Source organism: Neptuniibacter sp. QD72_48, assembly GCF_047778065.1.
Classification (GTDB): Bacteria; Pseudomonadota; Gammaproteobacteria; order Pseudomonadales; family Balneatricaceae; genus Neptuniibacter.
The window spans coordinates 2705566-2731487 of sequence record NZ_CP180547.1 but is presented as its reverse complement, the minus strand read 5'-3'; the positions used below and the strand labels follow the sequence as shown (position 1 = coordinate 2731487).

Annotated in this window: 25 protein-coding genes; 17 read left to right on the top strand and 8 right to left on the bottom strand. The window is 43.3% G+C overall.

Annotated features, from left to right (window positions below):
- The first annotated feature begins 152 nt into the window (after nucleotides 1–152).
- Nucleotides 153–959, top strand: a complete 807-nt coding sequence (locus ACMXYX_RS12320; RefSeq protein WP_415906047.1) for a hypothetical protein — start codon at nucleotides 153–155, stop codon at nucleotides 957–959.
- Here the strand turns inward: ACMXYX_RS12320 and ACMXYX_RS12315 are convergent.
- Nucleotides 956–1267, bottom strand: a complete 312-nt coding sequence (locus tag ACMXYX_RS12315) for a hypothetical protein (RefSeq protein ID WP_415896667.1) — start codon at nucleotides 1265–1267, stop codon at nucleotides 956–958. The genes ACMXYX_RS12320 and ACMXYX_RS12315 overlap by 4 nt on opposite strands.
- Nucleotides 1268–1455: 188 nt before the next feature.
- Between ACMXYX_RS12315 and ACMXYX_RS12310 the strand changes: the two genes are divergently transcribed.
- The 3 genes from ACMXYX_RS12310 to ACMXYX_RS12300 all read left to right on the top strand — a co-directional run bounded on the left by ACMXYX_RS12310 (nucleotide 1456) and on the right by ACMXYX_RS12300 (nucleotide 4011).
- On the top strand, nucleotides 1456–2796 hold the full coding sequence (locus tag ACMXYX_RS12310; protein ID WP_415906046.1) for an ATP-binding protein: 1341 nt from the start codon (nucleotides 1456–1458) through the stop codon (nucleotides 2794–2796).
- A gap of 6 nt (nucleotides 2797–2802) precedes the next feature.
- Entirely contained in the window at nucleotides 2803–3429 is a 627-nt protein-coding gene (locus ACMXYX_RS12305; protein ID WP_415896666.1) for a response regulator transcription factor, read from the top strand.
- A 126-nt stretch (nucleotides 3430–3555) separates the two neighbouring features.
- Nucleotides 3556–4011, top strand: coding sequence for a hypothetical protein (locus ACMXYX_RS12300; protein ID WP_415896665.1), 456 nt, complete (start codon nucleotides 3556–3558; stop codon nucleotides 4009–4011).
- A gap of 53 nt (nucleotides 4012–4064) precedes the next feature.
- On the opposite strand, the gene ACMXYX_RS12295 is transcribed toward ACMXYX_RS12300, so the two are convergent.
- Both ACMXYX_RS12295 and ACMXYX_RS12290 read right to left on the bottom strand, forming a co-directional pair.
- Entirely contained in the window at nucleotides 4065–6086 is a 2022-nt protein-coding gene (locus ACMXYX_RS12295; protein ID WP_415896664.1) for an HD domain-containing phosphohydrolase, read from the bottom strand.
- Between the two features lie 50 nt (nucleotides 6087–6136).
- A complete protein-coding gene (locus tag ACMXYX_RS12290) occupies nucleotides 6137–6769 on the bottom strand; it encodes a transglutaminase-like cysteine peptidase (RefSeq protein WP_415896663.1) in 633 nt (210 codons plus the stop codon).
- A gap of 309 nt (nucleotides 6770–7078) precedes the next feature.
- On the opposite strand from ACMXYX_RS12290, the gene ACMXYX_RS12285 reads away from it, so the two are divergent.
- From ACMXYX_RS12285 to ACMXYX_RS12250, 8 genes are all read left to right on the top strand, one after another.
- Nucleotides 7079–8350, top strand: a complete 1272-nt coding sequence (locus ACMXYX_RS12285; protein WP_415896662.1) for a surface lipoprotein assembly modifier — start codon at nucleotides 7079–7081, stop codon at nucleotides 8348–8350.
- 118 nt (nucleotides 8351–8468) lie between these two features.
- Complete coding sequence (locus ACMXYX_RS12280) at nucleotides 8469–9830, top strand: phenylacetate--CoA ligase family protein (protein ID WP_415896661.1); 1362 nt, start codon at nucleotides 8469–8471, stop codon at nucleotides 9828–9830.
- Between the two features lie 141 nt (nucleotides 9831–9971).
- On the top strand, nucleotides 9972–11033 hold the full coding sequence (locus ACMXYX_RS12275) for a hypothetical protein (protein ID WP_415896660.1): 1062 nt from the start codon (nucleotides 9972–9974) through the stop codon (nucleotides 11031–11033).
- Between the two features lie 244 nt (nucleotides 11034–11277).
- Nucleotides 11278–12354, top strand: coding sequence for a hypothetical protein (locus tag ACMXYX_RS12270; protein WP_415896659.1), 1077 nt, complete (start codon nucleotides 11278–11280; stop codon nucleotides 12352–12354).
- Nucleotides 12355–12524: 170 nt separating this feature from the next.
- Entirely contained in the window at nucleotides 12525–13226 is a 702-nt protein-coding gene (locus ACMXYX_RS12265; protein ID WP_415898248.1) for a DUF1538 family protein, read from the top strand.
- Complete coding sequence (locus ACMXYX_RS12260) at nucleotides 13227–14006, top strand: DUF1538 domain-containing protein (RefSeq protein WP_415896658.1); 780 nt, start codon at nucleotides 13227–13229, stop codon at nucleotides 14004–14006.
- 14 nt (nucleotides 14007–14020) lie between these two features.
- The gene (locus ACMXYX_RS12255; RefSeq protein WP_415896657.1) at nucleotides 14021–14371 is read left to right on the top strand and encodes a P-II family nitrogen regulator; all 351 of its coding nucleotides are present in this window, start codon (nucleotides 14021–14023) and stop codon (nucleotides 14369–14371) included.
- Nucleotides 14368–14772, top strand: a complete 405-nt coding sequence (locus ACMXYX_RS12250) for a CBS domain-containing protein (RefSeq protein ID WP_415896656.1) — start codon at nucleotides 14368–14370, stop codon at nucleotides 14770–14772. The genes ACMXYX_RS12255 and ACMXYX_RS12250 overlap by 4 nt, the downstream gene beginning before the upstream one ends.
- 72 nt (nucleotides 14773–14844) lie before the next feature.
- On the opposite strand, the gene ACMXYX_RS12245 is transcribed toward ACMXYX_RS12250, so the two are convergent.
- The 4 genes from ACMXYX_RS12245 to ACMXYX_RS12230 form a co-directional block, all read right to left on the bottom strand.
- A complete protein-coding gene (locus tag ACMXYX_RS12245) occupies nucleotides 14845–16200 on the bottom strand; it encodes a class II 3-deoxy-7-phosphoheptulonate synthase (RefSeq protein ID WP_415896655.1) in 1356 nt (451 codons plus the stop codon).
- Nucleotides 16201–16480: 280 nt separating this feature from the next.
- Complete coding sequence (locus ACMXYX_RS12240; protein ID WP_415881872.1) at nucleotides 16481–17395, bottom strand: LysR family transcriptional regulator; 915 nt, start codon at nucleotides 17393–17395, stop codon at nucleotides 16481–16483.
- A gap of 111 nt (nucleotides 17396–17506) precedes the next feature.
- A complete protein-coding gene (argF, locus tag ACMXYX_RS12235) occupies nucleotides 17507–18412 on the bottom strand; it encodes an ornithine carbamoyltransferase (RefSeq protein WP_415896654.1) in 906 nt (301 codons plus the stop codon).
- Nucleotides 18409–19647: an aspartate aminotransferase family protein gene (locus ACMXYX_RS12230; RefSeq protein WP_415896653.1), complete on the bottom strand. Its 1239-nt coding sequence runs from the start codon at nucleotides 19645–19647 to the stop codon at nucleotides 18409–18411. The genes argF and ACMXYX_RS12230 overlap by 4 nt, the downstream gene beginning before the upstream one ends.
- 297 nt (nucleotides 19648–19944) lie before the next feature.
- Here ACMXYX_RS12230 and grxD point away from each other — a divergent pair, with 297 nt between their 5' ends.
- Together grxD and ACMXYX_RS12220 are read left to right on the top strand one after the other, a co-directional pair.
- Nucleotides 19945–20283 carry a Grx4 family monothiol glutaredoxin gene (gene grxD / locus ACMXYX_RS12225; protein WP_415896652.1) on the top strand — a complete coding sequence of 113 codons (339 nt, stop codon included), beginning with the start codon at nucleotides 19945–19947 and terminating at the stop codon, nucleotides 20281–20283.
- A gap of 91 nt (nucleotides 20284–20374) precedes the next feature.
- The gene (locus ACMXYX_RS12220) at nucleotides 20375–20977 is read left to right on the top strand and encodes a peroxiredoxin (protein ID WP_415887385.1); all 603 of its coding nucleotides are present in this window, start codon (nucleotides 20375–20377) and stop codon (nucleotides 20975–20977) included.
- A gap of 80 nt (nucleotides 20978–21057) precedes the next feature.
- On the opposite strand, the gene rnt is transcribed toward ACMXYX_RS12220, so the two are convergent.
- A complete protein-coding gene (gene rnt, locus ACMXYX_RS12215; RefSeq protein WP_415884669.1) occupies nucleotides 21058–21684 on the bottom strand; it encodes a ribonuclease T in 627 nt (208 codons plus the stop codon).
- Between the two features lie 314 nt (nucleotides 21685–21998).
- Here rnt and ACMXYX_RS12210 point away from each other — a divergent pair, with 314 nt between their 5' ends.
- The 3 genes from ACMXYX_RS12210 to ACMXYX_RS12200 all read left to right on the top strand — a co-directional run bounded on the left by ACMXYX_RS12210 (nucleotide 21999) and on the right by ACMXYX_RS12200 (nucleotide 25915).
- Entirely contained in the window at nucleotides 21999–22796 is a 798-nt protein-coding gene (locus ACMXYX_RS12210) for a flagellar protein MotY (protein ID WP_415896651.1), read from the top strand.
- A 149-nt stretch (nucleotides 22797–22945) separates the two neighbouring features.
- Nucleotides 22946–24172 carry an argininosuccinate synthase gene (locus tag ACMXYX_RS12205; protein ID WP_415881866.1) on the top strand — a complete coding sequence of 409 codons (1227 nt, stop codon included), beginning with the start codon at nucleotides 22946–22948 and terminating at the stop codon, nucleotides 24170–24172.
- Nucleotides 24173–24304: 132 nt separating this feature from the next.
- Entirely contained in the window at nucleotides 24305–25915 is a 1611-nt protein-coding gene (locus ACMXYX_RS12200; RefSeq protein ID WP_415896650.1) for a tetratricopeptide repeat protein, read from the top strand.
- Nucleotides 25916–25922: the final 7 nt, after the last annotated feature.

Here is a 25922-nt window from a genome sequence, read left to right as displayed (position 1 = left end):
CTTCGGCCGGTTTGTCAGAGCTCTGTTTCCATGCGCGCATTTTTTGATTTCCTTAAGTTTTTTGTTGCTTCCTTAGTAACAATCGACCATTGTCATAGTAACCTTAGTGTTAAATGCTAATCTTGCAAATTAATTTATAAATTAGGTGCCTTATGAGTGGATTGCTGACAGCCTTGCTGGAAGATGTACGTGCAGAATATGTGGCACGAATGCAGGCTAGCGGTTGTTCAGAACCTTATCTAACTGCAGAGCGATTGTGCCATGAGGTTCTATTTATTGAAGCGGATAGGCTAGCTGAGATCATTGAACAAGATCCGACCTTACTTGCTGCTCGCGCAGGTGATCTGATCATGAACCGCCAAGAAAGTGAAAACCCTTCTGTCGGAGTCATCATTTGCTGCAATATTTTAGCGGCAGCGTTAGAGGGGTTGTTAGCTGTTGCTGTTGAGCGAGAGTGGCTTGATATTGATGAAGAGGGCAATGTCTTGGTAGATGAGGAAGAGTTGAATCAAGACTCCCAATACTCAATCGATGTTGATTACAGTACTTCTGAGGTGGCTACTCGGAATATCGCTTTAGGAGGTGCGAGTAAACTATCCGGTATTTTTTCTGCAGCTGAATCTGCATTTTTAGATGCGTTGCAGGAAAACTCTCGTACTAAAGATGCCTATCAACAAGCACTCGATATATCCTCTGATTACTCTGTCTTTGCCCCGGAAGAGATAGCGCCCCTAGTTGCAGAGAATCCGTTGTTATTAGGGCTTCGACCGGAAGATCTAATCGACGAAGATCTGTTCGAAGGTGATCCACCTGCAGGCTTGATCATTAGTGCTCACCTTACTCAGATGATGCTACAGCAGATGTTGGAACTAGGCGTAGAGAATGGTGTATTGGTGCTTGATAGCAGTGGCCATATCATCGTTCCAGATGAGCCTAAAGAGCCGCCAACCCTTCATTAGGCTGTAAGATGTAATCTATGCGCGGCTGAATGATGTTTGATATTTAGTTCGCGCCTACCATCATACTGGTAAATCTCTAACTCGCTTGGTTTTGCCTCTCCGTTGTACAGTTCAGAAGCCCGTTCGGTGACATGACGATATATCTCCACAAGTTCTTTTTCCTGTGCTACTTGATGAGCTTTCAGTAAAACTGCCTTGAATTCAGCGTTCTCCCTTTTTTCCTGAATACCAATGTGCCTGTTGTCAGCATGTACGGGTTTGCTGGGATAGACAGGGGCTATCTGCTGGGTAGACAATGATATTTTCACAAGCTTGATCCTAGGTTTTCTAATTATTTTTATGTTAGGAAATAAGATCGAAAGCGAAAATATGCATATACCCATATGGGATTTGCAAAAGTAGAGTCAAAGTCGTGATAAAGAATTCAGCAATAGGTTTTTTTCAATATAAGTTGGGCCGAAAGCTTGTCCTTCGAGTGGTGCTGTTTAGCTCCTTAGTGACATTAATTCTCACGGTTATTCAGTTTGGCTTCGAATTTCGCCAACTGACTCGTAAGTTGGATCAAGTACCGCAATTTATTGAAACAACCATGTCTCCAGCGATTGCAGAATCAATCTGGAAGGATGATAGGGCACAGCTACATAAGCTGCTTCAAGGGATCAATCAGTTAGAATTTGTTGATGCTAATAAACTGCATTTGGCTGATGGGGAACGCTTGGAGTATGTTGCCAATGAATCTATAAACTCAAGAACCTACCCCATAAATATCCAGCGTGAAGAGAAACAACTTGGGACTATAGAGCTAGTTGTTAGTATCGACGCAATCTTCAGCCATATGCTTGGTCAACTCTATATTATTCTTATCAAAAATGGTTTTAAAACAGCATTTGTTATTTTCTTTATGTTTATCCTTTTTCGTAGCCTAGTAGGTCAACACTTATTGAGAATGATCAACTTTATGAAGCAGCAGGAAGAGGGTGCTGATCAACCTATTTTGCATCTAGAGCGGGCTCAAAATGAAAAGCCTGATGAACTCGATGAACTTGCCAATTCTTTTAATCAGCTAATTCAGCGAATTGAAGAAGAGCATAAAGCTAAGCTTCATGAGATTAATCAACGTCAGGAAGCTGAAAACCAAATTGTGCATTTAGAGCGAGTGGGAACTATGGGGCAGCTTGCCACAGGATTAGCTCACGAACTTAATCAGCCACTAGCTGGTATTATGGGGTACTCAGATATTGCATTGCGATTAAGCAAACAGGGCAATACCGATCCTAAATTACTTGAGTGCCTTACTAAAATTGGCGATGAGGCAGAACGATCTGCCAAAATTATTCAGCGGACGCGGTCATTCATCCGTCGTGAGCCTGTCAAAGAAGAGGTCATTAATTTCGCGGACGTTATCCAAGAAAGTATGGATATTATGTCCCACCGAGCGTTGCAAGCTGGTGTGGATCTGGAATTTAATGGGATAGAAACGGCTCGGATTAAAATGAGCCGAACCCAGATGCAACAAGTGTTGGTAAACCTGATTAACAATGCTGTAGAGGTGTTAGAGCATCAAATGGATGCCAGAATTGAGTTGAATCTGTATAAGGAGGATGAGCATATCTGCTTATCTGTGCTCGATAATGGCCCCGGTTTTGATACCGAAATGCAAGAGCACTTGTTTGAACCCTTTAGAACCACTAAGGAAAACGGCTTGGGATTGGGATTAGTTATTTGTAGAAACTTAATTGAAGCTGCGAAAGGCAAGTTAACTGCTACAAACCATCCACCAAAAGGAGCGGAGTTTATTATCCGTTTACCCGTTGTTGAAGAAAAGGAAGTTGAGTAGAGCGTTATGACAGAAAATCAAAAAGGTACAGTGTTTGTCGTCGACGATGATGCCACGCTCAGGGATATGATTCGCATGATGGCTGAATCTGATGGCTATGAGGTACGTGATTTTATCGATGCGTCTAGTTTTCTCGAAGCTTTTGACGCTGAGCAGCCTGGATGTTTGGTTTTAGATATTCGAATGCCGGGTATGAGCGGGCTTGCTTTGCAAGATGAGTTGATCAAACGAAAGGCCCTGATCCCAATTATCTTCATCACTGGTCACGGCGATGTTGAAATGGCGGTAGAGTGTATTCAAAAAGGCGCTTTGGACTTTCTTGAGAAGCCTTTCCGTGAAGCGAGGTTGCTAGAGAAAATTGCACAGGCAATTTTAAGTGATCAACAATCTAGAGAAGAGTTGGCTGAGAAGTCCTTAGTTCAACAGCGTTTAGAGTCGTTGACCACAAGAGAAACAGAGATAATGCACCTTGTCGCCCAAGGTTGTGCTAATAAAGTGATTGCTATCGATCTTGGAATTGCTCAAGGTACAGTTGAGATCCATCGTTCCCGAGTAATGCATAAATTGGGCGTGAGAAGTGTTGCTCAGTTGATGCGCTTACTTCTAGTAGCTGGCTTACTTGAAGATCAATAGTTTTCCATCGTTATCAAAATGCAGCCAGCCTTGCTGGCTCTAGTATGCACTTTCCGGTATATCGCAATTTAATTGTTCGGCTTATCATTTTTCCAACTTAATCATTTACTGAGTTGGAGAAAGGTCATGAACATCAAAAGTTATCTTGTAATTGCTCTGACAGCTACTGTGTTTACCGCGGCGTTACCTGTGGTAGATGCTAAGGTTGATGGGGTGAATCTAGGTGGATCTGCTCGGGCTGATTGGGAGGATAATGATGACGCTCGTCAGGCTGCTCGAAGAACAGCACGCAGAATGGATCGTCGTGATGATGCAAGAGATGCAAAGCAGGTTACAGTGTTGCCAGGTGGTTGTTATACGCAGGTTATATCAGGTATAGCTTACCAAAACTGTAACGGTGTTCTGTATCAGCAAGTACCAGGCCAAGTCAGTTACGTAGTTGTGCAACCTGCAGGAATTTTAAATACTTTGCCAGCTGGCTGTATATCTAAAACGTTGGGTAACTCGATGTTTTTTGAATGTGGAGCTCAAGTCTATAAAGCAGGTGTGATGAATGGTTCGACTGTTTATCAATTACAGTAAGGTTAAAACAAAAGGCCTTTCTGGATCAGGGAAAGGCCTTAGTTTATAGATTGTTACCCTAGGTCGATTTTGTTTTCAATTACATGGAATAGTGACGCAACTACTTGTCTATCGTATCGAGTTCCAGCATCTTGCAGTAAGGTGTCTAGCGCCGTTTCTACCGGTAAGCTTTCACGGTAGGCACGAGGGCTAATCATAGCGACAAAGTCATTTGCTGTGGTCAGAATTCGAGCATGTATAGCTAGCTGGTCAGCACTCAATCCATTCATACCAGAACCATCTAAGTATTCATGTTTTTGTGTGATTGTATCTAAGACAGGCCCTTCGAATTCGATATTAGCCAGTATCTCTTTCGCGTAATCAACCTCTTTTAGTACGGTCTGTTTTTCTTCTTCGCTAAGTTTGCCTGTTTTGGTTAGTAGCGCTTGGGGAATCGATAACTTACCTAAATTACATAAGTTGGCTGCGATCTCTACGGTGGATAGATCTATTTCTGACAGCTCCATAGCTTCGGCAATAGCCACCGCTACTTGTGCTGTTTTTTGTGAGTGATTAGCAGAGTAGGGATCATGCAGATCAATAGCGTGCATCAAGGATTGCATAATCTGCTGAAGCAGGCGAGTTTGCTGTGCTTGATGGGCTTCTATTAGGGTGATGTCATGGAAATGGATCATAACCGCTGATTTATAGCCATAAACCATCGGAATAAGATGGATAGTAAAGATCGACTGTTCACCTTTAAGTTCTAAGGTTTGCTTCTCGTTTAACTCAATTTGCTGTTTAAAGCACTGTTCAGCAAGGGGAGTTAGAAACTCAGCGTAATGGCTACCTAGAATTGAATTTAAATTTTTACCTACACTGTCTTCTGCATGGATCGAGATTTTGTCTGCTAGTGCTCTGTTAATGAAAGATAGCTGTAGGGATTCGTCGAGAATCAAAACCATATCGGCTGTATTGTCATTAATGGCATCCAGCAGGTTGGTTTTCTCTTCTAATGCATGAGTTGTTGTTAGCAGGGCTTCATTGTCTTGACGAGCTCTAATTAGATGACCGTACCAACCTGCTCCAATTAGCAGGGCAAGCATGGCAAATGTCCCAAGCACAAGCATTGCCTGTAGGTCAGATTGTTGTTTTAAGGTTTGACCAATTGCGTCGTCATAATCAACTTTAATGATTAAGCGCATGTTGGTATCAGCAATACTTCGGCTGACTGCTAACACTTTGTTTTTGCGGTAATCACTAGCTTGAATGAATTCACCAGGAGAGTTAAATGCTATAGCAGAAGCAATAGGACTATTCAGTGCTACACGTTTTTGTAAAGGAGTTGAGGAGTCTTGGCGAAGGGGGCTCGCATAAGCGATACCGTTGTCATTTTTCTGTAGTAGAGCTGATTCTAAAGATTGCAGTGTGACGCTAAAATTCTTCAATAAGCCGTAGAGTTGTTTATTAGGGTTTTTAATGCCGATCAAGTACCCTAATGTTTGGCCTTCTTTACCTAGTTGTGGCAATCCAGAAATAGCCGTTACAAAACCAATCTGAGCGACATTGTTGTCATTCAGCCAAATGTCTGTTGTGATGACTTGCTGTTTTTCATCCAGTTGATTAATTGAACCCTTCAACGTTTTAGAAAGCTTACTGAGACCAGCGGTACCTGCAATAAGATTAAGGTTAGCGTCATATAGTGCTAGAGAACTGTTCGCGATAACACGTAGGTTTGCATTTACACTCTGACGGTTCTTGTCTGTGTAACCTTCTCTGTTCGATGTAGCGATAATCATATTACGTAAATAATCAATTTGAGCAGAAGCTTCGCGTGCTTCAGTAGATTGCTCTGTTAAACGTTGTAAATACAGTCGAACTGAATTGTTACTAGCAACTTCTTTTAAAGGTGCTGCAGTAGCGAAGATCCAGCGGGATACACTTAAGCTTTGGTTATCTGCTAAGGCAGAAAGCGTTGTTTGCCAGTGGGAAATGTTTTGCTGGGTCTGTTGAGTCGTGAAACGCTCAATTAAGGCTAAGCAAATCAGGAAAATAAGTATCAGGCTGATTATTCCGGTTACTAAAGCGCGTTTCATTGTTTGTTACCAGTTGATTGAAATTAGTTATTTATCTAGGGCTCCCAGTCTTAAAAAACTGGCATATGTAGCCACCATCGATGTTCATTTACTGTGTATAGCGGAATGTAATGTTTAATATTTCGGTGCGACACAATACTGCGGCTCTGATTATCTAATATTAGCTCATCACCACCGTATCTTACGGCTAGGACGGCATGCCCAATTCGTAAATTTGTGTCTTGTAATACGACAATTCTCATCTCTTCATTACTGAAGCCCAATAATCGAAGGGAGAAGAATTTGGTTAGAGAATAATCTTCGCAATCACCACTTCTAGCTAAAAACTCGCGGACTACGGCCCAGTAGTCCTCTTTACCGTAGTTATCAATATCTAAAATATAAGGCTTTTGATTGGCAAATCGATTCACTTTTTCTAGTTGCTGCCGTTTAGGTAAATGACGAATGCTATCGAGAAAACGGTACCAAGGCTTCAGGTTGCACAAGCCGGATTGTTTGCAAATCTCTTCAGGTGTGTCTTCTCGAAGATGGCGTTCCATATAATTTAGCCAATCGGGCAGTTCATTTAACGAGCGTTGTGGCAATTCTTGGGTGCCAAAGAGCCCTGCATAGCTCAAGTTACTGAATAAACAGCTAAAAAGCAGAGTGATAGTTGCCAAGGCTTTAGACGGTAATCGCTTCATTCTGAATTTCTGTTACTCAATATGAATATTACTTAAGGATATCTGAGAACCTGAAAAATGACACCTACAGCATGTAAAAGGCACATGAATCATAGCTAACAAACTAAACATAGGTTTACGAGTGAAGTGAGTATTACTTAATTTTTGTAGGAACTTACTTGGGAGTATGTAAAAACCATAGATAAATAGTGGAATAAAGAAGTTGGAAGCAACTCTATTAGTTGTACGCTTTATGTCCAGTGGTTATACTGGCGCCATAACGCTAGTACAACGCAAAAAAGCGTAAGTGATTGGAAGGGGAGTTAGGGAATGGAAAATAACAGCAGGGTTTCTGTTTTGTCTGGTGTATTACTATCGATGATGGCTTCATCAGTAATTGCTGCAGAAACCACCGAAGAACAGTTTGATCCTGAAGAATTTTTCAAGCAAGGGATGGAAGAGCGTGAAGAGGGAGCGCCTTACAACGCAATTGAATCTTTCCAAACAATTTTAAGTAACAGACCTGCTTTACATCGTGCACGTTTAGAGCTTGCTGTTGCTTATATGCAGACATTGCAATATCAAGAAGCTGAAGAGCAGGCTCAAACAGTACTTAATGATCCTAATACCCCTCCTAGTGTCCGTGTCTCAATCCTGGCATTTCTAGCACAGTTAAGACAAGACGCTGAACAAATGTCACCTAAACATGAACACAAGTTCAATTTGAGTGCAGGTGTGTTGTATGACGATAATGTCAATATCGGTCCTGGTAGCTCTGTTATAAATGTCGAAGGGCAAATACTAGATATTACCACTAGACCAACGAGTGACACTGCGCTTGTGGTTTCTGGTAGTTATGATCATAGCTATCGTACGGGTAAGCCTGTTCGTCTAGGCCAGAATACAGGTATGTTGTATTGGCAGAGTGGTGCTTCTTTGTACAACCGTATTTATGAAACTGAAGATCAGTTTGACCTCCAGGTTCTCTCTTTACGTACGGGACCTGCAGTGATTACCAATGCGAAATGGCGCGCGAATGTTGCTTTGCAGTTAGACCATATTCGTTTAGATGATGATGAGCTAGCTACTTACGTAGGTCTGCAGCCGTCTATAACTTGGGCGTTTGATGCAAGCACAGAGCTTACAATTGATGCAGAATATACAGATCGTGATTTCGCTCAAGCATCTGATCAGGGTCGTGATGCAGATTATTACTCCGTTGGTGCTTCTCTAGGTAAAGGCTTTAAGAACAATACCGTTGGTGTCCAGGGTGGTTTTGAGTGGTTTGATAATGATTCAAAAGATGACCAGTATACTTATGATGGTTGGGAAGTATTCGCGGGTGTAAATTGGCAGGTTAAACCTACAACTAGTCTGTTTTCCCGTATTTCTTATAGTGAGTCCGATTATAAAGGAGAGATTCCTTTTATATTGGAAGTTAGGGATGATGAAGAGATACAGTTGTTAATCGGTGGTAAACATACGTTTGCTAACGAACTTGAATTGTCAGCTTTTTGGATGCGAACAGAAGCAGGCTCCAATGTAGCGCTGTATGATTATGATCGTACTCAATTCTCAGTTAATTTAGGAAAAAAATTCTAATTAGCTAAATGTACAGAACATTAAAGAGGCGCTTACAGCGCCTTTTTTTGTGCTTCTGTTTATGTATTGTTTACTACATAACATTATGTGTTTCTAGGGATGTTGCAAAGAGGAAAATATGCCTTTAGATTTGATCCGCCAAGGAGCGCCTGGCTTGAAATGGCCTGTTATCCCTGTTCCTGATAGCGCTTTGCATATGGCTCTTCAATTTCAATTAGAGCAGAGTCAGTGGTTATCAACAGCTGAACTCGAAAATTTACAGTGGTCCCAAGCTCAAGAGCTAATCAACTATGCAGCTCAAGCTGTTCCCCTATATAGAGAGCGTATTCCTAAGTCTCTGCTAGATAAAAAACTTACAAGAAACCTGTGGTCTGAAATTCCAATTTTAACTCGTCAGGACTTAATTGATGCAGGTGATAAGCAAAAAAGCGTAAAACCATTAGCTGGTCATGATCGCTTAAATAAAATTCAGTCTTCTGGATCTACAGGAATGCCAATTACCGCTTATGGTACCCAAACTACAGGCTTGTTTTGGCAGGCATTTACTGCAAGAGAACATATTTGGCATCAACGGGACTTTTCTGGAAAGCTTGCAGCTATAAGGCCTGTAGGGGGGGGGCTTAGACCTGGAGAATGCTCTAAAAGTCCTCATTGGGGTGGTGCAATATCTAAAATATTTGAAACCGGTCCAGCAGTTTTATTGAGTTCCAGAACAGATATAGCTGCTCAAGTAAAATGGCTAGTTGAAGAAAATCCTGCTTATCTTTTGTCTTTGCCCTCAAATATCTGTGAATTAGCTAAGTATTGTAAACGGCATGAAATAAAGTTTTCTGATCTTAAGCAAATTCGGACTATGGGAGAAATTTTGACCGATGAAACAATAGAGCTTTGTAAAGAGGTTTGGAATGTTTCAGTTGTTGATATGTATAGCGCTCAGGAAATTGGTTATATCGCCCTGCAATGCCCTGAACATGGAAGTTATCATATCCAGTCAGAAGGTGTATTGGTTGAAATTCTTGATAAGGATAACCAACCATGTAGCGAAGGTGAGATCGGTAGGGTTGTGGTAACTACGCTGCTTAATTTTGGAGCCCCGTTAATTCGTTATGAATTAGGTGATTACGCAGAAGTGGGTTCTGCGTGTTGTTGTGGGAGAGGATTACCTGTTTTAAACAAAATTTTAGGTCGTAAACGTAATATGATGAAAACACCCGATGGTAGGGTTTTCTGGCCTAGTTTTCCCTCGAGGGATTGGGAAAGTGAGTTTATAAAACAGTTACAAGTGGAACAAACAGCCATAGATAAGTTAAAAATTCGTATCGCTATATCCGAGCCCCTAACTGATTCTGAAGAGCAGCGTTTAGAACGATATTTTTCTACGCGGTTTGATTATCCTTTTATAATTGAATTTGACTATGTGGAGCGTATTCAAAGAAGTAAGGGCGGAAAGTATGAGGACTTTGTATCCTGTTTAACATAGTTGAATTAAGTTCTTTGATTGTACTCCAGTACAGTGTTCTTTGGTGAATATTTGTATAGAATATGCACAATAAAACTAATAACCTATCTGATCTAAGTTTTAGCCATGGACTGGATCATAACCATTACAGGGATAAATAGGATGTTTAAACGTAATCTTGTGTCAGCTTCAATAGCTTCTATTTTGTTTACAAGTTCGCTTGCTGCGACGGCCAATACTCAGAACGATGATGATGAAGACTCAGTTGAAAGCTGGGGTCAGTGGGCTAAGCAGTACGCAACAGCTGCAGGTGGTGAATTTAATACAGGTGCCTTAGCTTTTGCTAGCCTTGCTCAAGCTGAAGCAGGCCGTAACGGACTTAATGAGCCCGAATTTAATCAGCCTACACCTACACCTACACCTGATGCAGTCGAAGGCCTTTGTGGGGCCGGAGCTTTCTGTGGTTTTGCGACCATCTATGAAGGTGACTTTTTTTATAGAATGGGCCCTCCTCAAAATGAACAAGTTGGTACCTTTGATCTTCAGGTGTCACCTGATTATTTTGGTGAGCGTCAGGATACAACGGGTAGTTTTAGCGTAAGTGGGATTGAGGGCGAGTCATATCAAGCTACTGGTTTAGAGGGGCGTGCCCATGATGCGTCTGGTTGGTTAGACGATAATGTCGATTTTGAAGCTTATGTTGAATACTACACCGATTATGGTGATGAAGCAGTATTGATGAACGGCTTCTGGTCAAAGGGTCAATGGGATGATGATCAATATGGCGGTTTTGATGGGGCAGAAGGCTTTTTTGTCGGCGGTGTAACAACAACATTAGCTCAATTAAACGACTTTGTTTCAAACCTTAATGGCAGTGTGGCTGAGTATTCAGGGTTTATATACGATGGCGGTAGTTTTGATATCGCTATTAACTTTAGCAGCAAAACTTGGTCTGGGAACTTTAGCAGTAGTAGGTGGAAGGAAAGTCAAAATGATGCTTTTGCCGTTAATGGCGGTAAGCTCTCGGGTGTTAATTTTACCGCTAAAAGTGCAAATTTAAGTTCCGATGCTGGTAGGGTGACTGGGCAGGTTGCTGGTGCAATATTTGGCAAAAATGCAACTGACGTTGCAGGTCTGGTTGATATAGAAATAGCGGGTGATGAGGGAGCAGTTAGCCGTAAAACGATATTCTCCACACCAGTCCATAAGAACAACCTCCCCTGAAATAAGCTTGACTTGGATCTACACTTGGCTGGAAGAGGTAAGTGTTAGGAAGCTTATAAACGATAAAGCCTGAAGTGTGAAAGTACTTCGGGCTTTTTCTTTGCAGTGAGAATAAGAGCTTACTACTTGTACCTCGGTACAATTACTTATTTTTTATATGTGTATAGAATGCGAACAACAAATTCCACAATTCACCTGACTAAGTAGTAGCAATAGGACAGGTTGCTAAAATAGGGACTTTAGGATGTTTAAGCGAAATATTGTATCCGCATCGATAGCTTCAATCTTATTAACTGGTTCTTTTGCTGTGTCTGCAAACACGGAAAAGGAAAAAGAGGAAGATTCTGTTGAAAGCTGGGGTGTATGGGCGCAGAAATTTGCTACTGCGGCTGGTGGCGAATTTAATGCTCAGGCATTGGCTTTTACAAGCTTCGGCTCTAATGAAACGGGCCGTAACACTCAAAATGAGCCAAGTATTCGGTCGAATACTGTAGCCGATGAAGTCGTACCTGACGAGTCTGTACTTAGTTGTTCTGCGGGTAGTATGTGCGGCTTTATCGGTTTTATCGAGTATGACGAAGGTGGTTATGGAGATTATGGTGATGCTGAACTGGGTATCATTACCGGTGACATGTACGAAAGTGACGACCCTGCTCCTGCAGTGCAGCCACGCAGAATAGATGGGCCATTACCCAACCTAGCCTTGGATTTTGAAGTCAAAGGTAATGATGGCTTCGAGTATAAAGGTGAAGGCTTGCCAGCTGTCGATTATGATGATGGTTATATTGAATTTGGTATGGACGGTGAAAATGGAGGTCAGTATGTTGCATTTAGTGACGAAGAACCTGGGCCACTATTCTTAGGTTATTGGGATAAATGGGAGAATACGCCGAATGGTGAGAAAGGTGTGAATGGCATATTTATCGGTGGTGTAACGACTTCTCTTGCTGAGCTTAACGCTTTTACCCAGTTTAACCCTACTGCGACATACTCTGGTTCGACTATGTTTAATGGCAGCGTTGATATTGAGATCGATTTCCATGGTAAATCATGGTCTGGAAACTTTGGTGCATCAAATGCCGGAAATGATGCTTTTAAAGTAAGAGGCGGTAAGCTATCTGGTATTGCCTTTACCGCGACCAGTAAAAACCTGTCTGCTGATAAGGGCTCTGTCACGGGCGTAGTCAGTGGGGCGTTGTTCGGTTCAGAAGCCGAAACTGCTGCTGGTCTGATCGATATTAAGAAAAAACTTAATTCCGGTACCCTTACCCGTAAAGAGCTATTTGCCGCAGGTCGTGAAGGTGCTGGTGGACCAATTTAATTGAAGCTTATTTAGTTTCTTTTGTATTTTAAAAGGCGTCTTTATGGTGCCTTTTTTGATTTAGATCCTTTACACAATTCTTCTATCCCCGTAACTTTAAATATTAATAATCCTTAATATTCAAGGGGATATCACAGTTGCACGCAGGTGTTCTTGCTTTAGGTCGATCCATGTTAGGTAGCTTGAGAGATTTGGCACCTATTGTCTTAGTGATCGCATTTTTCCAAATTGTTGTTTTGCAGCAGTCTGTCCCAGATTTCTTTGGTTTGGTGACTGGGTTGTTGTGTGTTGTCGCTGGCTTAACTTTCTTTATCTATGGCTTAGAGATGGGGCTTTTCCCAATAGGGGAGAGTATGGCACATGCTTTTGCACGCAAAGGCAGTGTGTTTTGGCTGTTGGCTTTTGCCTTTTGCTTAGGGTTTGGTACCACTGTAGCGGAACCTGCGTTGATTGCTGTAGCAGCGGAGGCGGCGAAGGTTGCTGCCACGGGCGGGATGATTGACGCGACTGAGCAATCGCAACTTAGCTACGCTTCGGGCCTTCGTTATACCGTCGCCTTTTCGGTTGGCTTGGCCATTGTTTTAGGCGTGTTACGTATCCTTAAAGGCTGGTCGATTCAATATATGATTATTGCGGGTTATATGCTCGTCGTGATTATGACCGCTTTTGCGCCGCGTGAAATTATCGGTATAGCCTATGATTCCGGTGGTGTTACCACTTCTACAATTACGGTTCCTTTAGTGACAGCGTTAGGTGTCGGTTTGGCTTCATCTATTGAAGGGAGAAATCCGATGATAGATGGCTTTGGTTTGATCGCCTTTGCTTCTTTAACACCCATGATCTTTGTTATGGCTTATGGGATGGTGATCTAAATGGAACTGTTGTCGCAATTTATCGAGATCACCCTGACTACAATTAAAGATGTGATTCCAATCGCAGTCATTATCTTTGGTTTTCAGATTGCTGTGATCAGGCGGCGTATTGCTAATCTACGTAAGGTGCTGATTGGCTTTGCTTATGTGATTGCCGGTTTAGCGCTTTTCTTGTTGGGGTTAGAGAAGGCTTTGTTCCCCATTGGGCGTTTGATGGCTGAACAGTTGACTGATCCAGAGTTTATTCGAAGCTGGAGTGGTTCGGTCGCGGAGGCTCTTCAATGGCAGGATTACTTCTGGGTTTATGTTTTTGCCTTTGCAATTGGAGCGAGTACCACCATTGCCGAGCCTTCACTGATTGCTGTGGCCATTAAGGCGAACGAGGTTTCCGGTGGCGCAATTGGTGTCTGGGGCCTGCGTATAGCGGTTGCTATAGGGGTTGCTGTGGGTATCTCTTTAGGTACTTGGCGAATTGTCACAGGGTATCCTATTCACTGGTTTATTATCGCGGGTTATATCGTTGTTGTTATCCAAACCTGCTTTGCGCCCAAGATGATAGTGCCTTTAGCCTATGACTCGGGTGGGGTGACAACGTCGACGGTTACGGTGCCCCTTGTTGCGGCTCTAGGGCTTGGTTTGGCTGAAACAGTTCCTGGTCGAAGCGCTCTAATTGATGGTTTTGGTTTAATTGCCTTTGCTAGTTTATTTCCAATGATAACGGTAATGGCTTACGCACAAATTTCTGAATTTCGCACTAAACGTGCGAGAGCAACTGGCTGACAAAAGAGGCAGATATGCATTTCAAGCTGTTAGTAGTGTTTGTAGAAGATTCAAAAACAGATGATGTAATGAAAGCAGCGCGCGAAGCGGGTGCAACTGGCGCAACAGTCATCAACAATGCGCGTGGTGAAGGTGTAGATAAATCGACTACGTTCTTTGGCTTAACCTTAGAAACGCAACGCGATGTCATCTTGTTCATCGTTGAGGAGCATCTGAGTAGAAAAATCCTAGAAACAATATCAGAGGTCGGCGAACTTGATGAGAAGCCGGGGCGTGGGATTGCGATTCAAATTGATGTGGAAGATGCTGTTGGGATATCTCACCAAGTCGCCAAATTAGCCAATATTGTGGAGGAAGAGCTATGAGTGCCCAGCGTAGAGTCGTACGAACTTGCGATGTTATGACTGATGAGTTCGCCATGGTTGATGGTTTAATGACGGTCAGTGAGGCGCTTAAGATCTTCCAAGAGCAAGATGCGCGAGTGTTAATCATCAATAAACGTAATGATGACGATGAATTTGGCTTGTTGCTACTGTCAGATATTGCAAAGAAAGTCGTTGCGAAAGACCGCTCTCCTGAACGTGTGAATGTTTACGAAGTGATGGCGAAGCCGGTTATCTCCGTTGATCCTCATATGGATATTCGTTACTGCACGCGTTTGTTTGAAAATTTTGGCTTAGCGCATGCGCCAGTGATTGATAAAGGCCATGTTTTAGGGGTGGTGAGTTATCGCAGTATTGTGCTGAAAGGGTTGTTGGAAAATTAACCTTTCTAACCAGCTCAGATAAGAAAAAGCCCGTCATTCATTAGACGGGCTTTTTTGTGAATAAGAGAGAGGTTAAGCTCTTGCTGCTTTCAAGGTATCAGCAATCAAGAAAGCGAGTTCTAGTGCTTGCTCGCCATTTAGGCGTGGATCGCAATGGGTATGGTAGCGATCCCCAAGGTCTTGTTCACTGATCATGTAAGCGCCACCAATGCATTCCGTTACATTCTGGCCGGTCATTTCGAAGTGTACGCCACCGGCGTGAGTGCCTTCAGCTTTGTGAACTTCGAAGAAGCCTTTCATTTCACGAAGAATAGAGTCTACACTACGTGTTTTATAGCCGCTGGATGCTTTGATTGTATTGCCATGCATTGGGTCAGAGCTCCAAATGACTTGCTGACCAGATGCTTTAACAGCACGAACTAAGCTTGGAAGGCATTCGGTGATCTTATCTGCCCCCATACGAGCAATCAGCGTAATTCGACCTGCTTCGTTTTCCGGGTTTAGCGTTTCTAGCAGCTTTTCTAGATCTTCAATTTTGGTGCTTGGGCCGACTTTAATGCCAATCGGATTTTTAACACCGCGAAGGAATTCTACATGGGCGTGATCTGGCTGACGTGTACGATCGCCAATCCATAACATGTGTGCAGAGCAGTCATACCAGTTGCCGGATAGGCTGTCTTGGCGAGTTAGCGCTTCTTCATAGCCCAGTAACAACGCTTCATGGGAAGTGTATAGCGAAGTTTCATGCAGTTGCGGGGTGTTTTGCGCGGTAATGCCACAAGCTTCCATGAAGCGCATGGTTTGATCGATCTGATCCGCTAAATCCTGATACTTGTTACTAAGTGGACTGTTAGTTACAAAGCTTTGGTTCCACGCGTGGACTTGTTGTAGATCAGCGAAGCCGCCGCGAGAAAAAGCACGAAGCAAATTCAGTGTGGATGCTGCTTGATGGTAAGCCGTCACTAAACGTTCGGGATCTGCCTGCCTAGCGGATTCAGTGAATTCAATTCCATTGACTATATCGCCACGGTAGCTAGGTAGTTCAATACCGTTAGCTGTTTCCATATCGCTGGAGCGGGGCTTAGCGTATTGTCCTGCGATACGGCCTACTTTCACGACAGGGCAGCTGGCTGAGAAGGTCATCACAATGGCCATCTGCATCAAAACTTTGAATGTATCTCGGATTTTGTCTGCATTGAATTCGCTGAAGCTTTCTGCACAGTCACCGCCTTGTAGCAAAAATGCTTTGCCTTGCGCTACTTGTGCTAGATCAGTTTTTAGCTGATTGATTTCGCCTGCAAATACCAATGGTGGCATTTGGGATAGGGTGCTTTCGGCTTTGTTTAGCGCAGCTGCATCAGGGTACTGTGGCTGCTGAACAATAGGTTTATCTCTCCAGCTTGAAGGAGTCCAAATCTTGGTAGTCATGTGTTTTTCCTGCTTCCTTACAGCGCTAATACGTATTTTGGGCTGTAGGACGAATAATCTGGGTAAAAGGGCAAGTAATACTTGCTGAAACTAAAGATGTGATACGGCCTGTCAGTTATGTGCAGGTAGCACTAAACCCACAGGCCTAGATAAAGTAGGACTGAGAATAAAAGGCAAGAGCAGAAGAGTCTGCTGATAGTTGTTTTAGGAAACTCGCAGGTGCGTTATTCACTGTAAACTTCGTGTATTCTCAAAAATGTTTCAGTCAGTATAAAGGTAATTAAGCTGTCTTTATACCTGTTAGATTACGGAAGGATACATCTTTTGCGGTATTAAGGAAATCCACCATAAACTCAGCGTCTTTTTGATCTTCACGGATCGCGGCGTAAAGCGTACACCAAACACCTTTCTCGCCTAAAGGTTTGGAAACGATGTAATCGCGCTGAATATACTCGTGCATAGCCCAGTTGGGTAGGGCGGCTACACCGCGTCCACTAGCAATCAACTGCATCATCATTACCGTTAATTCTGCTGTGCGTATTGCGGCAGGTTCAACACCAGCTTCGTCTAGGAAGTGGTTAAAGATATCTAAGCGTTGTGGTTCTACAGGATAGGTAATCAACGTTTCTTGAGCGATATCTTCTGGGTGGATAAAGCGTCGTGCCATTAAACGATGTTGCTTACTGATCGCTAAGCGCGATTCGTAAGTGAACAGCGGTATGTAAGCAATACCGTTGCGAGGCTCAGGGTCCGCTGTAATAACTAAATCTAAATCGCCGCGAGCAAGCGCTGGTAGCGGTTGAAAGCTGAAACCACTGGATAGATCTAGCTCAACTTCTGGCCAATGCTGACGGAAGTGGTCTATTGTTGGCATTAGCCAATCAAAACAGCTATGGCATTCAATGCATAGGTTTAAACGCCCAGCTTCGCCGCCAGCGAGTCGCCCTATGTCGCGTTCGGTATTGCGTATCATAGGAAGTATTTCATCCGCTAACGTAAGTAGGCGCTGACCTGCACTGGTGAAGCAAATAGGCTTGGTTTTGCGAATGAATAGAGAGCAATTGAGGCGATCTTCGAGGTCTTTGATCTGATGAGAAAGAGCTGATTGAGTCAAATGGACGCGTTCTGCTGCTTCGACCAAGCTGCCTGCATCTCTTAAGGCAGATAGTGTTTTCAGGTGGCGCAGTTCAATCATCGATTCCTTCTCCGTTTAGGCTCATTTAACCGCGGTAATAGGCAGTATAGTACGCTCGAGCGATAAAGAGCAGGTAAGCAGTAAATTCACTGCTTACCTGTTATCGGATTGCTATTTTACAAGAAGAAACTCTAGCAGAGCTTTTTGTGCGTGAAGGCGGTTTTCTGCCTCATCGAAGACTACAGAGCGCGGATCCTCAAGCATATCTACACTGATCTCTTCGCCACGATGAGCTGGAAGGCAGTGCATGAATAGAGCGTCTTCATTAGCTTTATCCATCAGCTCTGGAGAAACTTGGAAACCAGCGAATTTCTCTTCGCGCTCTTTCTGTTCCTCTTCCTGGCCCATAGATGCCCAAACATCGGTCACAATCAGGTCGCTACCAGTTACTGCTTCCTCTGGAGAGCGAGTAATAAATACGCGATCCTTATTGATTTCGACTAGATCCATATCTGGGTCGAAGCCTTCTGGGCAAGCGATATTAAGTTTGAAATCAAACTGGCGTGCTGCATTGATATAGGAGTGGCACATATTGTTGCCGTCACCGATCCAAGTCACCGTTTTACCTTGAATATCGCCGCGATGTTCAAAGTAAGTCTGCATATCAGCTAGTAGCTGACATGGGTGGTATTCGTCTGTCAGGGCATTGATAACCGGTACAGAGGAATTGGCAGCAAACTCTTCTACAAGCTGGTGGCTGAATGTGCGGATCATAACAACATCAACCATACTTGAGATTACTTTAGCGCTGTCGCTAATCGGTTCACCACGGCCAAGCTGGGTATCACGAGGCGATAGGAACATCGCGTGACCACCAAACTGTGCCATACCAGCTTCAAAAGAAACGCGGGTACGAGTTGATGATTTTTCAAAAATCATCGACATCACTTTATTTTTAAGCGGTTCGTAAACTTCACCACGATTACGGATCGCCTTCAGTTCACTTGCGCGTTTAACTAGGGTGCGTAGTTCTTCAGAAGATAAATCGAGCAGGGTTAAAAAATGTCTAGTACTCATTGTTCTCTACGTTCGTCTGCAGGGCTCGAGTCTTGGCTGATTGGATCGCGCTCATCAGCCGCATATACGCGAATAATTTGAGATAGCGTGTTAACTAATAGATCAGCTTCGCTATCTGTCATGGTTAATGGCGGTAGTAGGCGTACAACTTTGCCTCCGCCTGTAATATTAAGAAGAATGCCTTTGATTTTGGATAGGACTGCTAACTCAGTACCTGCTTCGCTCAATTGGATTGCGATCAATAGGCCCTTGTTACGAATCTCTTCCACATAATCAGTGTGACCAAGCTGCTCCTCTAAACCTGAAGTAATGCGGTTGCCAAGTTCAGCAGCGCGATCACATAGATTTTCATCGATGATGGTATTCACAACGGCTAATGCAGCAGCGCAAGACAGTGGGTTGCCACCATAAGTTGAACCATGAGTGCCGGCGATCAAAATGCCAGTTGCTTTACCGCGTGCAAGGCAGGCACCAATCGGTACGCCATTACCTAAACCTTTAGCTGTAGTTACAACGTCCGGCAAAATGTCGTTATGCTGGTAAGCAAAGTATTTACCTGAACGGCCATTGCCTGTTTGGACTTCGTCCAGCATTAATAGCCATTCGTTAGCATCGCAGATGTCACGCAGTTGATTCAGATAATCGTCAGCAGGGATTTGGATGCCTGATTCGCCTTGAATCGGCTCAGCAAGGATTGCAACGATATTAGGGTTGTTAGCTGCAATTTTTTTGATAGCTTCAATATCGTTGAAGGGCGCGCGAACGAAACCGCTAACTAGCGGCTCAAAGCCTGCTTGAGCAGCACGGTTACCTGTTGCGCTTAATGTAGCCATCGTACGACCGTGGAAAGAATTTTCCATAACGATAATCGCTGGGTTTTCGATGTTGCGAACGATATGACCGTAACGGCGAGCAAGCTTAATCGCTGCTTCATTCGCCTCAGCACCTGAGTTGCCAAAAAATACATTGTCCATACCTGAAATGTTAGTCAGGCGGTCGGCAAGTTGTTGCTGATTTGGAATGGTGTACAAATTAGACGTATGCAATAGGTTGCTAGCTTGATCGCAAATCGCATGAGTCACTGCTGGGTGCGAGTGGCCTAGACCGCATACAGCTATACCGCTTAACGCATCAAGGTATTTGTTTCCGTCAGTATCATACAACCAGCTGCCTTCTCCGCGTTCGAACGCTACGGACAACCGGTTGTAGGTAGTCATAATCGATTCTACAGCCATTATTTTTATCTTCCCTACAACGCAAAAAGGCAGCCAAAGCTGCCATTTAAAGGACGAATAATAGGCAGCTTTGCGGCTTTTCGCAACCGTTTTGCCGGATAAATTTGCCTTGTTTTGGGAAATTGGGGATTGAGGTATGAATGGTTACTTAGAATAGCTAATTAATTTTTTTTATTAACTCTATAAAGAAAAGCAAATATACATTGTCAGAGTAAAATGGTCGGATATGTGGTACATTGTTCACCACAGCACAAAAACGGTTGTGCATCCTACATAAAGTATTTTATAGGTGTATGAATGAGCGTAATTGATACCATCAAAGAGCAGATTGAAGGTAATGATATTCTTCTTTACATGAAAGGAACGCCGCGTTTTCCTCAGTGTGGCTTCTCTTCACGTGCTTCAGAAGCAGTGATGGCTTGTGGTGAACGTTTTGCTTTTGTAAATATTCTGGAAAATCCAGATATCCGTGCAGAACTACCAAAATATGCAAACTGGCCGACATTCCCTCAGCTATGGGTTAAAGGTGAGTTGATTGGTGGTTGTGACATTATCTGTGAGATGTCAGAAAACGGCGAGCTAGCTGAAGTGATCAAAGAAGCAGCAGCGGGTTCCGAAGAGCAAAGCGCTGAGTAATTTTAGATAGATTATTGCTTGATTTTATAGCGGTCTTTTCTATCATAAAAAACCTAAACGCTAGATAGCATTTTAATGGAGAAATAGCACAATGGGCGTACTTGTAGGCAAACAGGCTCCTGACTTTACAGCACCAGCAGTACTAGGTAGCGGCGAAATCGTTGACGCTTTCACACTGTCTGAAGCAACTAAAGGCAAAAAAGCGGTAGTATTCTTCTACCCACTGGACTTCACATTCGTTTGTCCTTCTGAGCTGTTAGCTTTTGATCACCGTATCGAAGAGTTCAAGAAGCGTAACGTTGAAGTGATCGGTGTTTCTATCGATTCTCACTTCTCTCACAACGCATGGCGCAACACGCCGGTAAACGAAGGCGGTATCGGTGCAGTAAACTACACGCTAGTTGCAGACATGACTCACAGCATCTGCCAGTCTTACGATGTTGAATCTGAAGGCGGCGTAGCTTTCCGTGGTTCTTTCTTAATCGACGAAGACGGTCTAGTACGTCATCAAGTTGTTAACGATCTACCTCTAGGTCGTAACGTTGATGAAATGCTTCGTATGGTTGATGCGCTTGCATTTCACCAAGAGCACGGTGAAGTTTGCCCAGCTGGCTGGAATCAAGGTGATAAAGGTATGGACGCATCTCCAGAAGGTGTTGCTAAGTACCTATCTGAAGAAGCAGACAACCTGTAATCTTCACCAAATTTATTGCTAATAAAAAACCCGCTTACTAGCGGGTTTTTTTGTATCTGGGTATTGGTGGTTACAAGAAATTATTCGTAATCATCATACTGGTCTACCATGTCCCAGCCGCCAAGCTCTTTCCAACGATTTACGATAATGCAAAATAGCTCTGCTGTTTTCATCGTGTCGTAAAGTGCGGAGTGCGCCTGTTTACCATCAAATTCGATGCCTGCAACCTGACAAGCTTTCGCAAGAACAGTTTGACCAAATGCAAGGCCGGCTAGTGTTGCAGTATCGAAAGTAGAGAAAGGGTGAAATGGGTTGCGTTTTATATCTTCTCGATTCGAAGCTGCGTTTACAAAGCTCTGATCGAAAGATGCATTGTGGCCAACTAAGACTGCACGTTTACAATCATGGGCTTTAAGCGATTTTCGCACAGCGCGGAAAATCTCTTCTAGTGCTTCTCTTTCAGGTACTGCTTCACGATCAGGATCGTAAGGGTCGATGCCTGTGAAATCCAAGGCTGATTGCTCAAGGTTTGCGCCTTCAAAAGGTTCTACCTGTGCTTCGAAGCTCTTGTCGATAATCAAAAAGCCGTTTTCATCCATGGTCAAAGTTACGGCTGCAATTTCGAGTAATGCATCAGTACGGGCATTGAAGCCTGCAGTTTCAACATCGACTACGACTGGTAAAAAACCGCGAAAACGGTTTGCCATTGGGTGTTTTGTGGCGCTATGGTTGCTCAATGGATGCCCTTACTTTGGTAGAGGGTTGCCTTTAAATTTTGGCAATATTCTAGCAGTGGAAGTGCAGTCACTCCAATCGTCTACTCAAGAATATTTAAAATTGGCCGTAATAATACAAATACTTATATAGCTTTATCATTAAAATTGATTCCTTGCCCTTATATATTGTTTTTCTGGGGTATAATTTTATTCGTTGCAGACTTGGTGTGATTGGCGGTTCTATTGTGTTTATTCGCGTATTTTCATTGTTATGTATCGCAGTGCTTTCGCTACAGGTGCATGCTGTGACCTTTCGTAGCTCCATCGATGATTCTAAATGGGAGCTAGAGGCTTCTAAATTTACGTGCCAGTTGAGTCAGGTTATCCCTTCATTTGGTAATGCTGTTTTTGAGCATGAAGCGGGTGAGTTAGTGCGTTTTATGCTTAAGCCAACTGAGACTATTCATTTTCAGAAAGGCGGCAAACTTGTAGCTGAAGCGGCTCCTTGGCAGCCTGGAATAGTGCCAAAATATATCGCTGCAGTGAAAGCTGAAGAGAGGACGGGGCATATTAAAGTAGAGCCCAAACACGCTCAAAATATGTTGGCGGCTCTTTATAAAGGGATGATGCCGACATTTACTACGGATGAGTGGTACGGAACTAACGAATCATTGCGTGTATCAGTATCTGCTGTGAATTTTCAGTCAGCCTATGATGATTATGTTGCTTGTACAGCTGGATTGTTGCCTGTTAATTACCGACAGGTAGCTAGAACAGCTATTCTCTTTCCATCTGCTCAATGGCGGTTATCGGATGCATCAAGGGAGCGATTGGATTTGATTGCTCTATACGTTAAAAACGATGACGCAGTGAAAGGTGTTTATGTTGATGGTCATTCCGATAACATGGGCCGTAGATTAATGAACCGAGATATTTCCAAGCGACGCGCGGAGGAAGTGACAGCATACTTGATCAGTTTAGGTTTGGAGCCAACCATGATTACAACTCGTTATCATGGTGAACGTTATCCGGTGGTTGAAAATAATAGTCGCAAAAACCGGGATCGTAACCGTCGAGTTACTATTCGTTTGGAAAAAGATTAATCGGTCTATATTGCTATTAACTCCTTTTATTAATTTGCCCTGCGGCAGATGCGTTGCAGGGTAAAGTTCTGCTATAATACCGCGCTTAAATTGAATATCCCTTTCGGCCCGTGTCGGGGCGAATATTGTTCGCAAGTTGGAGCTTGAGAATGTCCGAGATCAAAAAGGTCGTTCTGGCCTATTCCGGTGGATTAGATACGTCTGTTATCGTTCGCTGGTTGCAAGATGAATACAATGCCGAAGTAGTTACATTCACTGCTGACTTAGGTCAGGGTGAAGAGGTAGAGCCTGCACGTGCTAAAGCTGAAGCTTTGGGTGTAAAAGAGATTTACATCGAAGATCTACGCGAAGAGTTTGTTCGTGACTTTGTATTCCCAATGTTCCGTGCGAACACAATTTATGAAGGTGAGTACCTTCTAGGTACATCTATTGCTCGCCCACTAATTGCTAAGCGCTTGATTGAAATCGCTAACGAGACGGGTGCTGATGCAATATCTCACGGGGCGACTGGTAAAGGTAATGACCAGATTCGTTTTGAGCTAGGTGCTTATGCGCTTAAGCCGGGTGTTCATGTTATTGCGCCATGGCGTGAGTGGGATCTAACTTCCCGTGAGACGCTTATGAAATACTGTGAAGATCACAATATCGAAGTTGATTTTGCTAGCAGTAAGAAAAAATCTCCATACTCAATGGATGCTAACCTTCTTCACATCTCTTACGAAGGCGATATCCTTGAAGATCCATGGCAGGAAGCTGAAGAAGATATGTGGCGTTGGTCTGTATCTCCTGAGCAGGCTCCTGATGAAGCAACTTACCTTGAGTTGACTTACGAAAAGGGTGACATCGTTGCGATCAACGGTGAACAAATGAGCCCAGCGACTGTTCTTGAATACCTGAATAAAGTAGGTGGTGAGAATGGTGTAGGCCGTTTAGATATCGTAGAAAACCGCTTCGTAGGCATGAAGTCTCGTGGTTGTTACGAAACTCCTGGTGGCACAATTATGCTTAAAGCGCACCGCGCTATTGAGTCGATCACACTTGATCGCGAAGCTGCTCACCTTAAAGATGAGTTGATGCCGCGTTACGCTAAAGTTATCTACAACGGTTTCTGGTGGTCAGAAGAGCGTAAGATGCTTCAGAAGATGATCGATGAGTCTCAGCAAGTAGTAAACGGTGACGTTCGTCTTAAGCTATATAAAGGTAACGTTATTGTTGTTGGTCGTCGTTCTGATGACAGCTTGTTCGATGAGAATATTGCAACATTTGAAGATGATGCAGGTTCTTATGATCAGAAAGATGCGGCTGGCTTTATCAAGCTAAACGCTTTGCGTATGCGTATTGCTGCAGGTAAAGGAAGAAGCTTTTTAGATGATTAATTTTGTCTAAATATGCAGAAAAAACCCCGTAGTGACCCTACGGGGTTTTTTATTGTGCGATAGATGGCCTAAACTTTGATAATGGTCTGATTTATATGCTACTTTTGCTGTTATCTAAACTATGCAGAATCTATGGAAATCAACTACTCAGGAAAGTCTGCTTTAATCGTAGACAGTAAGCTCGACGATCTCGGGGCATTACGCCAAATCCTGGGCCGTATGGGTGTGGGGCAAGTACAGGTTGCTTCCTCGGTTAATATGGCGTTGAGCCTGATGCGTGAATTGACCTTTGATCTTTGCTTTGCTGCTTATGATATGGGCAAAGGCGAAAAAAATGGTCTGCAGCTACTTCATGAAGCTAATGCTGAGGTTATCCTTCCTGAGGCGAGTACTTATTTCCTCATTGTTGATCCAGAAAGTTCTGAGCTTCTTTTCGGTTCTTTAGAAAACTCACCTGATACTTATATTTCAAAACCTTTTGACCAAGGAAAGGTACGTCATCGTCTGGAAAAACAGCTGCGGATTAAAGAGGCTATTCGGCCAATTGAGCAGTTATTGGACGAAGAGCATTATGAAGAGGTGTTGGAAAAGGGTAGGGCGCTTGTTAATCATTATCCTGGTTTAAATATATTTCTTCAGCGGGTTAATGGTATTGCTCTATTGAGGATGAAGCGTTTTACTCAAGCTAAAGAGCTCTTTATGGGGTTGACGAGTAAGCGTGATTTACCTTGGGCTGAAGTAGGAAGAGGGGTCGCGCATTTCAATTTAGGTGAATATGATGATGCATTGAGTTGTCTTAATCGTATCGTTGATCAGCAGCATGTGTGTGTTGAAGCATATACTTGGTTGGCTCGGATTTATCGGGTTAAAGGTGAGTTGAGTAGAGCTGTCACGCTGATGCGAAAAGCTGTAATGATTCAGCCTACAGTTCCTGAATTGCAAAGTGAGTTGGCTGATTTGGCTTCTCAGACGGGTGAGTGGGATATCGCAAAGGATGCTTACCAGCAGGCAGTTCGTTATGCGCGCTATTCAGTCTTTCAAACCCCGTCTCATTATTTTGGTTTGGTTAGATCCTTGATTCAGGCAAATAAAACTAGATTGTCTGAAGTGGAAACGGATGTTGTTCGCATTCTGGAGGATGTGGTGCTTGATCATCCTGATGATCAGGAAGTTATGTTTCGAGCCAAGCTCATAAATTGCGATCTTTATCGTCAAGAGTCTACTGAGTCTCGTAAGCGTTTGGAGCAGATGCTTCAGCAAACGTTGAATTTCTTCCTACGCATGGATGTCGATAACCAGTGTAAATGGTTAGATGTTTTGGTTGATGCGGTTCATGGTTATGAGTTAGAGGATGAAGTTCAGATTAAACGAAGAGATCTGAACCGAGTGATGGTTGAGAAAGATTGGGGTAAGGCAAATTATGCCGCTATGAGTAGTTTTCGTGGTGGTGATTTGGATCGGGCATTTTTAATGTTTGGTCGAGCTAATGAATTGCTACCAAGTCATACGGGTATTGCGCTTAATTTGGTTCAGGCAGGAATTGAAAAAGCCAAAAGAGGTCAGAATGCGCTATGGATCTTGTTATCTGTTCGTGATGTTTTGGCAACTATTTCTTATGGGGCGTTGTCTGAAAAGCAGCAGCAGCGTTATTCGGCTCTAGCTGAGCGTTTTGCTGAGCAGTACAACCAACTAAATCATTTTAAGAAAGAAGAGGATGAAGACCCGTTAAGCCAGGAGCTTTAAGGGCTTA

Bases quoted from the DNA above. Each gene is read 5' to 3' on its own strand.
- ACMXYX_RS12320 (WP_415906047.1), top strand. From the start codon at position 153: ATGAGTGGATTGCTGACAGCCTTGCTGGAAGATGTACGTGCAGAATAT.
- ACMXYX_RS12305 (WP_415896666.1), top strand. From the start codon at position 2,803: ATGACAGAAAATCAAAAAGGTACAGTGTTTGTCGTCGACGATGATGCC.
- ACMXYX_RS12300 (WP_415896665.1), top strand. From the start codon at position 3,556: ATGAACATCAAAAGTTATCTTGTAATTGCTCTGACAGCTACTGTGTTT.
- ACMXYX_RS12295 (WP_415896664.1), bottom strand. From the start codon at position 6,086: ATGAAACGCGCTTTAGTAACCGGAATAATCAGCCTGATACTTATTTTC.
- ACMXYX_RS12290 (WP_415896663.1), bottom strand. From the start codon at position 6,769: ATGAAGCGATTACCGTCTAAAGCCTTGGCAACTATCACTCTGCTTTTT.
- ACMXYX_RS12285 (WP_415896662.1), top strand. From the start codon at position 7,079: ATGGAAAATAACAGCAGGGTTTCTGTTTTGTCTGGTGTATTACTATCG.
- ACMXYX_RS12280 (WP_415896661.1), top strand. From the start codon at position 8,469: ATGCCTTTAGATTTGATCCGCCAAGGAGCGCCTGGCTTGAAATGGCCT.
- ACMXYX_RS12275 (WP_415896660.1), top strand. From the start codon at position 9,972: ATGTTTAAACGTAATCTTGTGTCAGCTTCAATAGCTTCTATTTTGTTT.
- ACMXYX_RS12270 (WP_415896659.1), top strand. From the start codon at position 11,278: ATGTTTAAGCGAAATATTGTATCCGCATCGATAGCTTCAATCTTATTA.
- ACMXYX_RS12265 (WP_415898248.1), top strand. From the start codon at position 12,525: ATGTTAGGTAGCTTGAGAGATTTGGCACCTATTGTCTTAGTGATCGCA.
- ACMXYX_RS12260 (WP_415896658.1), top strand. From the start codon at position 13,227: ATGGAACTGTTGTCGCAATTTATCGAGATCACCCTGACTACAATTAAA.
- ACMXYX_RS12255 (WP_415896657.1), top strand. From the start codon at position 14,021: ATGCATTTCAAGCTGTTAGTAGTGTTTGTAGAAGATTCAAAAACAGAT.
- ACMXYX_RS12250 (WP_415896656.1), top strand. From the start codon at position 14,368: ATGAGTGCCCAGCGTAGAGTCGTACGAACTTGCGATGTTATGACTGAT.
- ACMXYX_RS12245 (WP_415896655.1), bottom strand. From the start codon at position 16,200: ATGACTACCAAGATTTGGACTCCTTCAAGCTGGAGAGATAAACCTATT.
- ACMXYX_RS12240 (WP_415881872.1), bottom strand. From the start codon at position 17,395: ATGATTGAACTGCGCCACCTGAAAACACTATCTGCCTTAAGAGATGCA.
- argF (WP_415896654.1), bottom strand. From the start codon at position 18,412: ATGAGTACTAGACATTTTTTAACCCTGCTCGATTTATCTTCTGAAGAA.
- ACMXYX_RS12230 (WP_415896653.1), bottom strand. From the start codon at position 19,647: ATGGCTGTAGAATCGATTATGACTACCTACAACCGGTTGTCCGTAGCG.
- grxD (WP_415896652.1), top strand. From the start codon at position 19,945: ATGAGCGTAATTGATACCATCAAAGAGCAGATTGAAGGTAATGATATT.
- ACMXYX_RS12220 (WP_415887385.1), top strand. From the start codon at position 20,375: ATGGGCGTACTTGTAGGCAAACAGGCTCCTGACTTTACAGCACCAGCA.
- rnt (WP_415884669.1), bottom strand. From the start codon at position 21,684: ATGGCAAACCGTTTTCGCGGTTTTTTACCAGTCGTAGTCGATGTTGAA.
- ACMXYX_RS12205 (WP_415881866.1), top strand. From the start codon at position 22,946: ATGTCCGAGATCAAAAAGGTCGTTCTGGCCTATTCCGGTGGATTAGAT.
- ACMXYX_RS12200 (WP_415896650.1), top strand. From the start codon at position 24,305: ATGGAAATCAACTACTCAGGAAAGTCTGCTTTAATCGTAGACAGTAAG.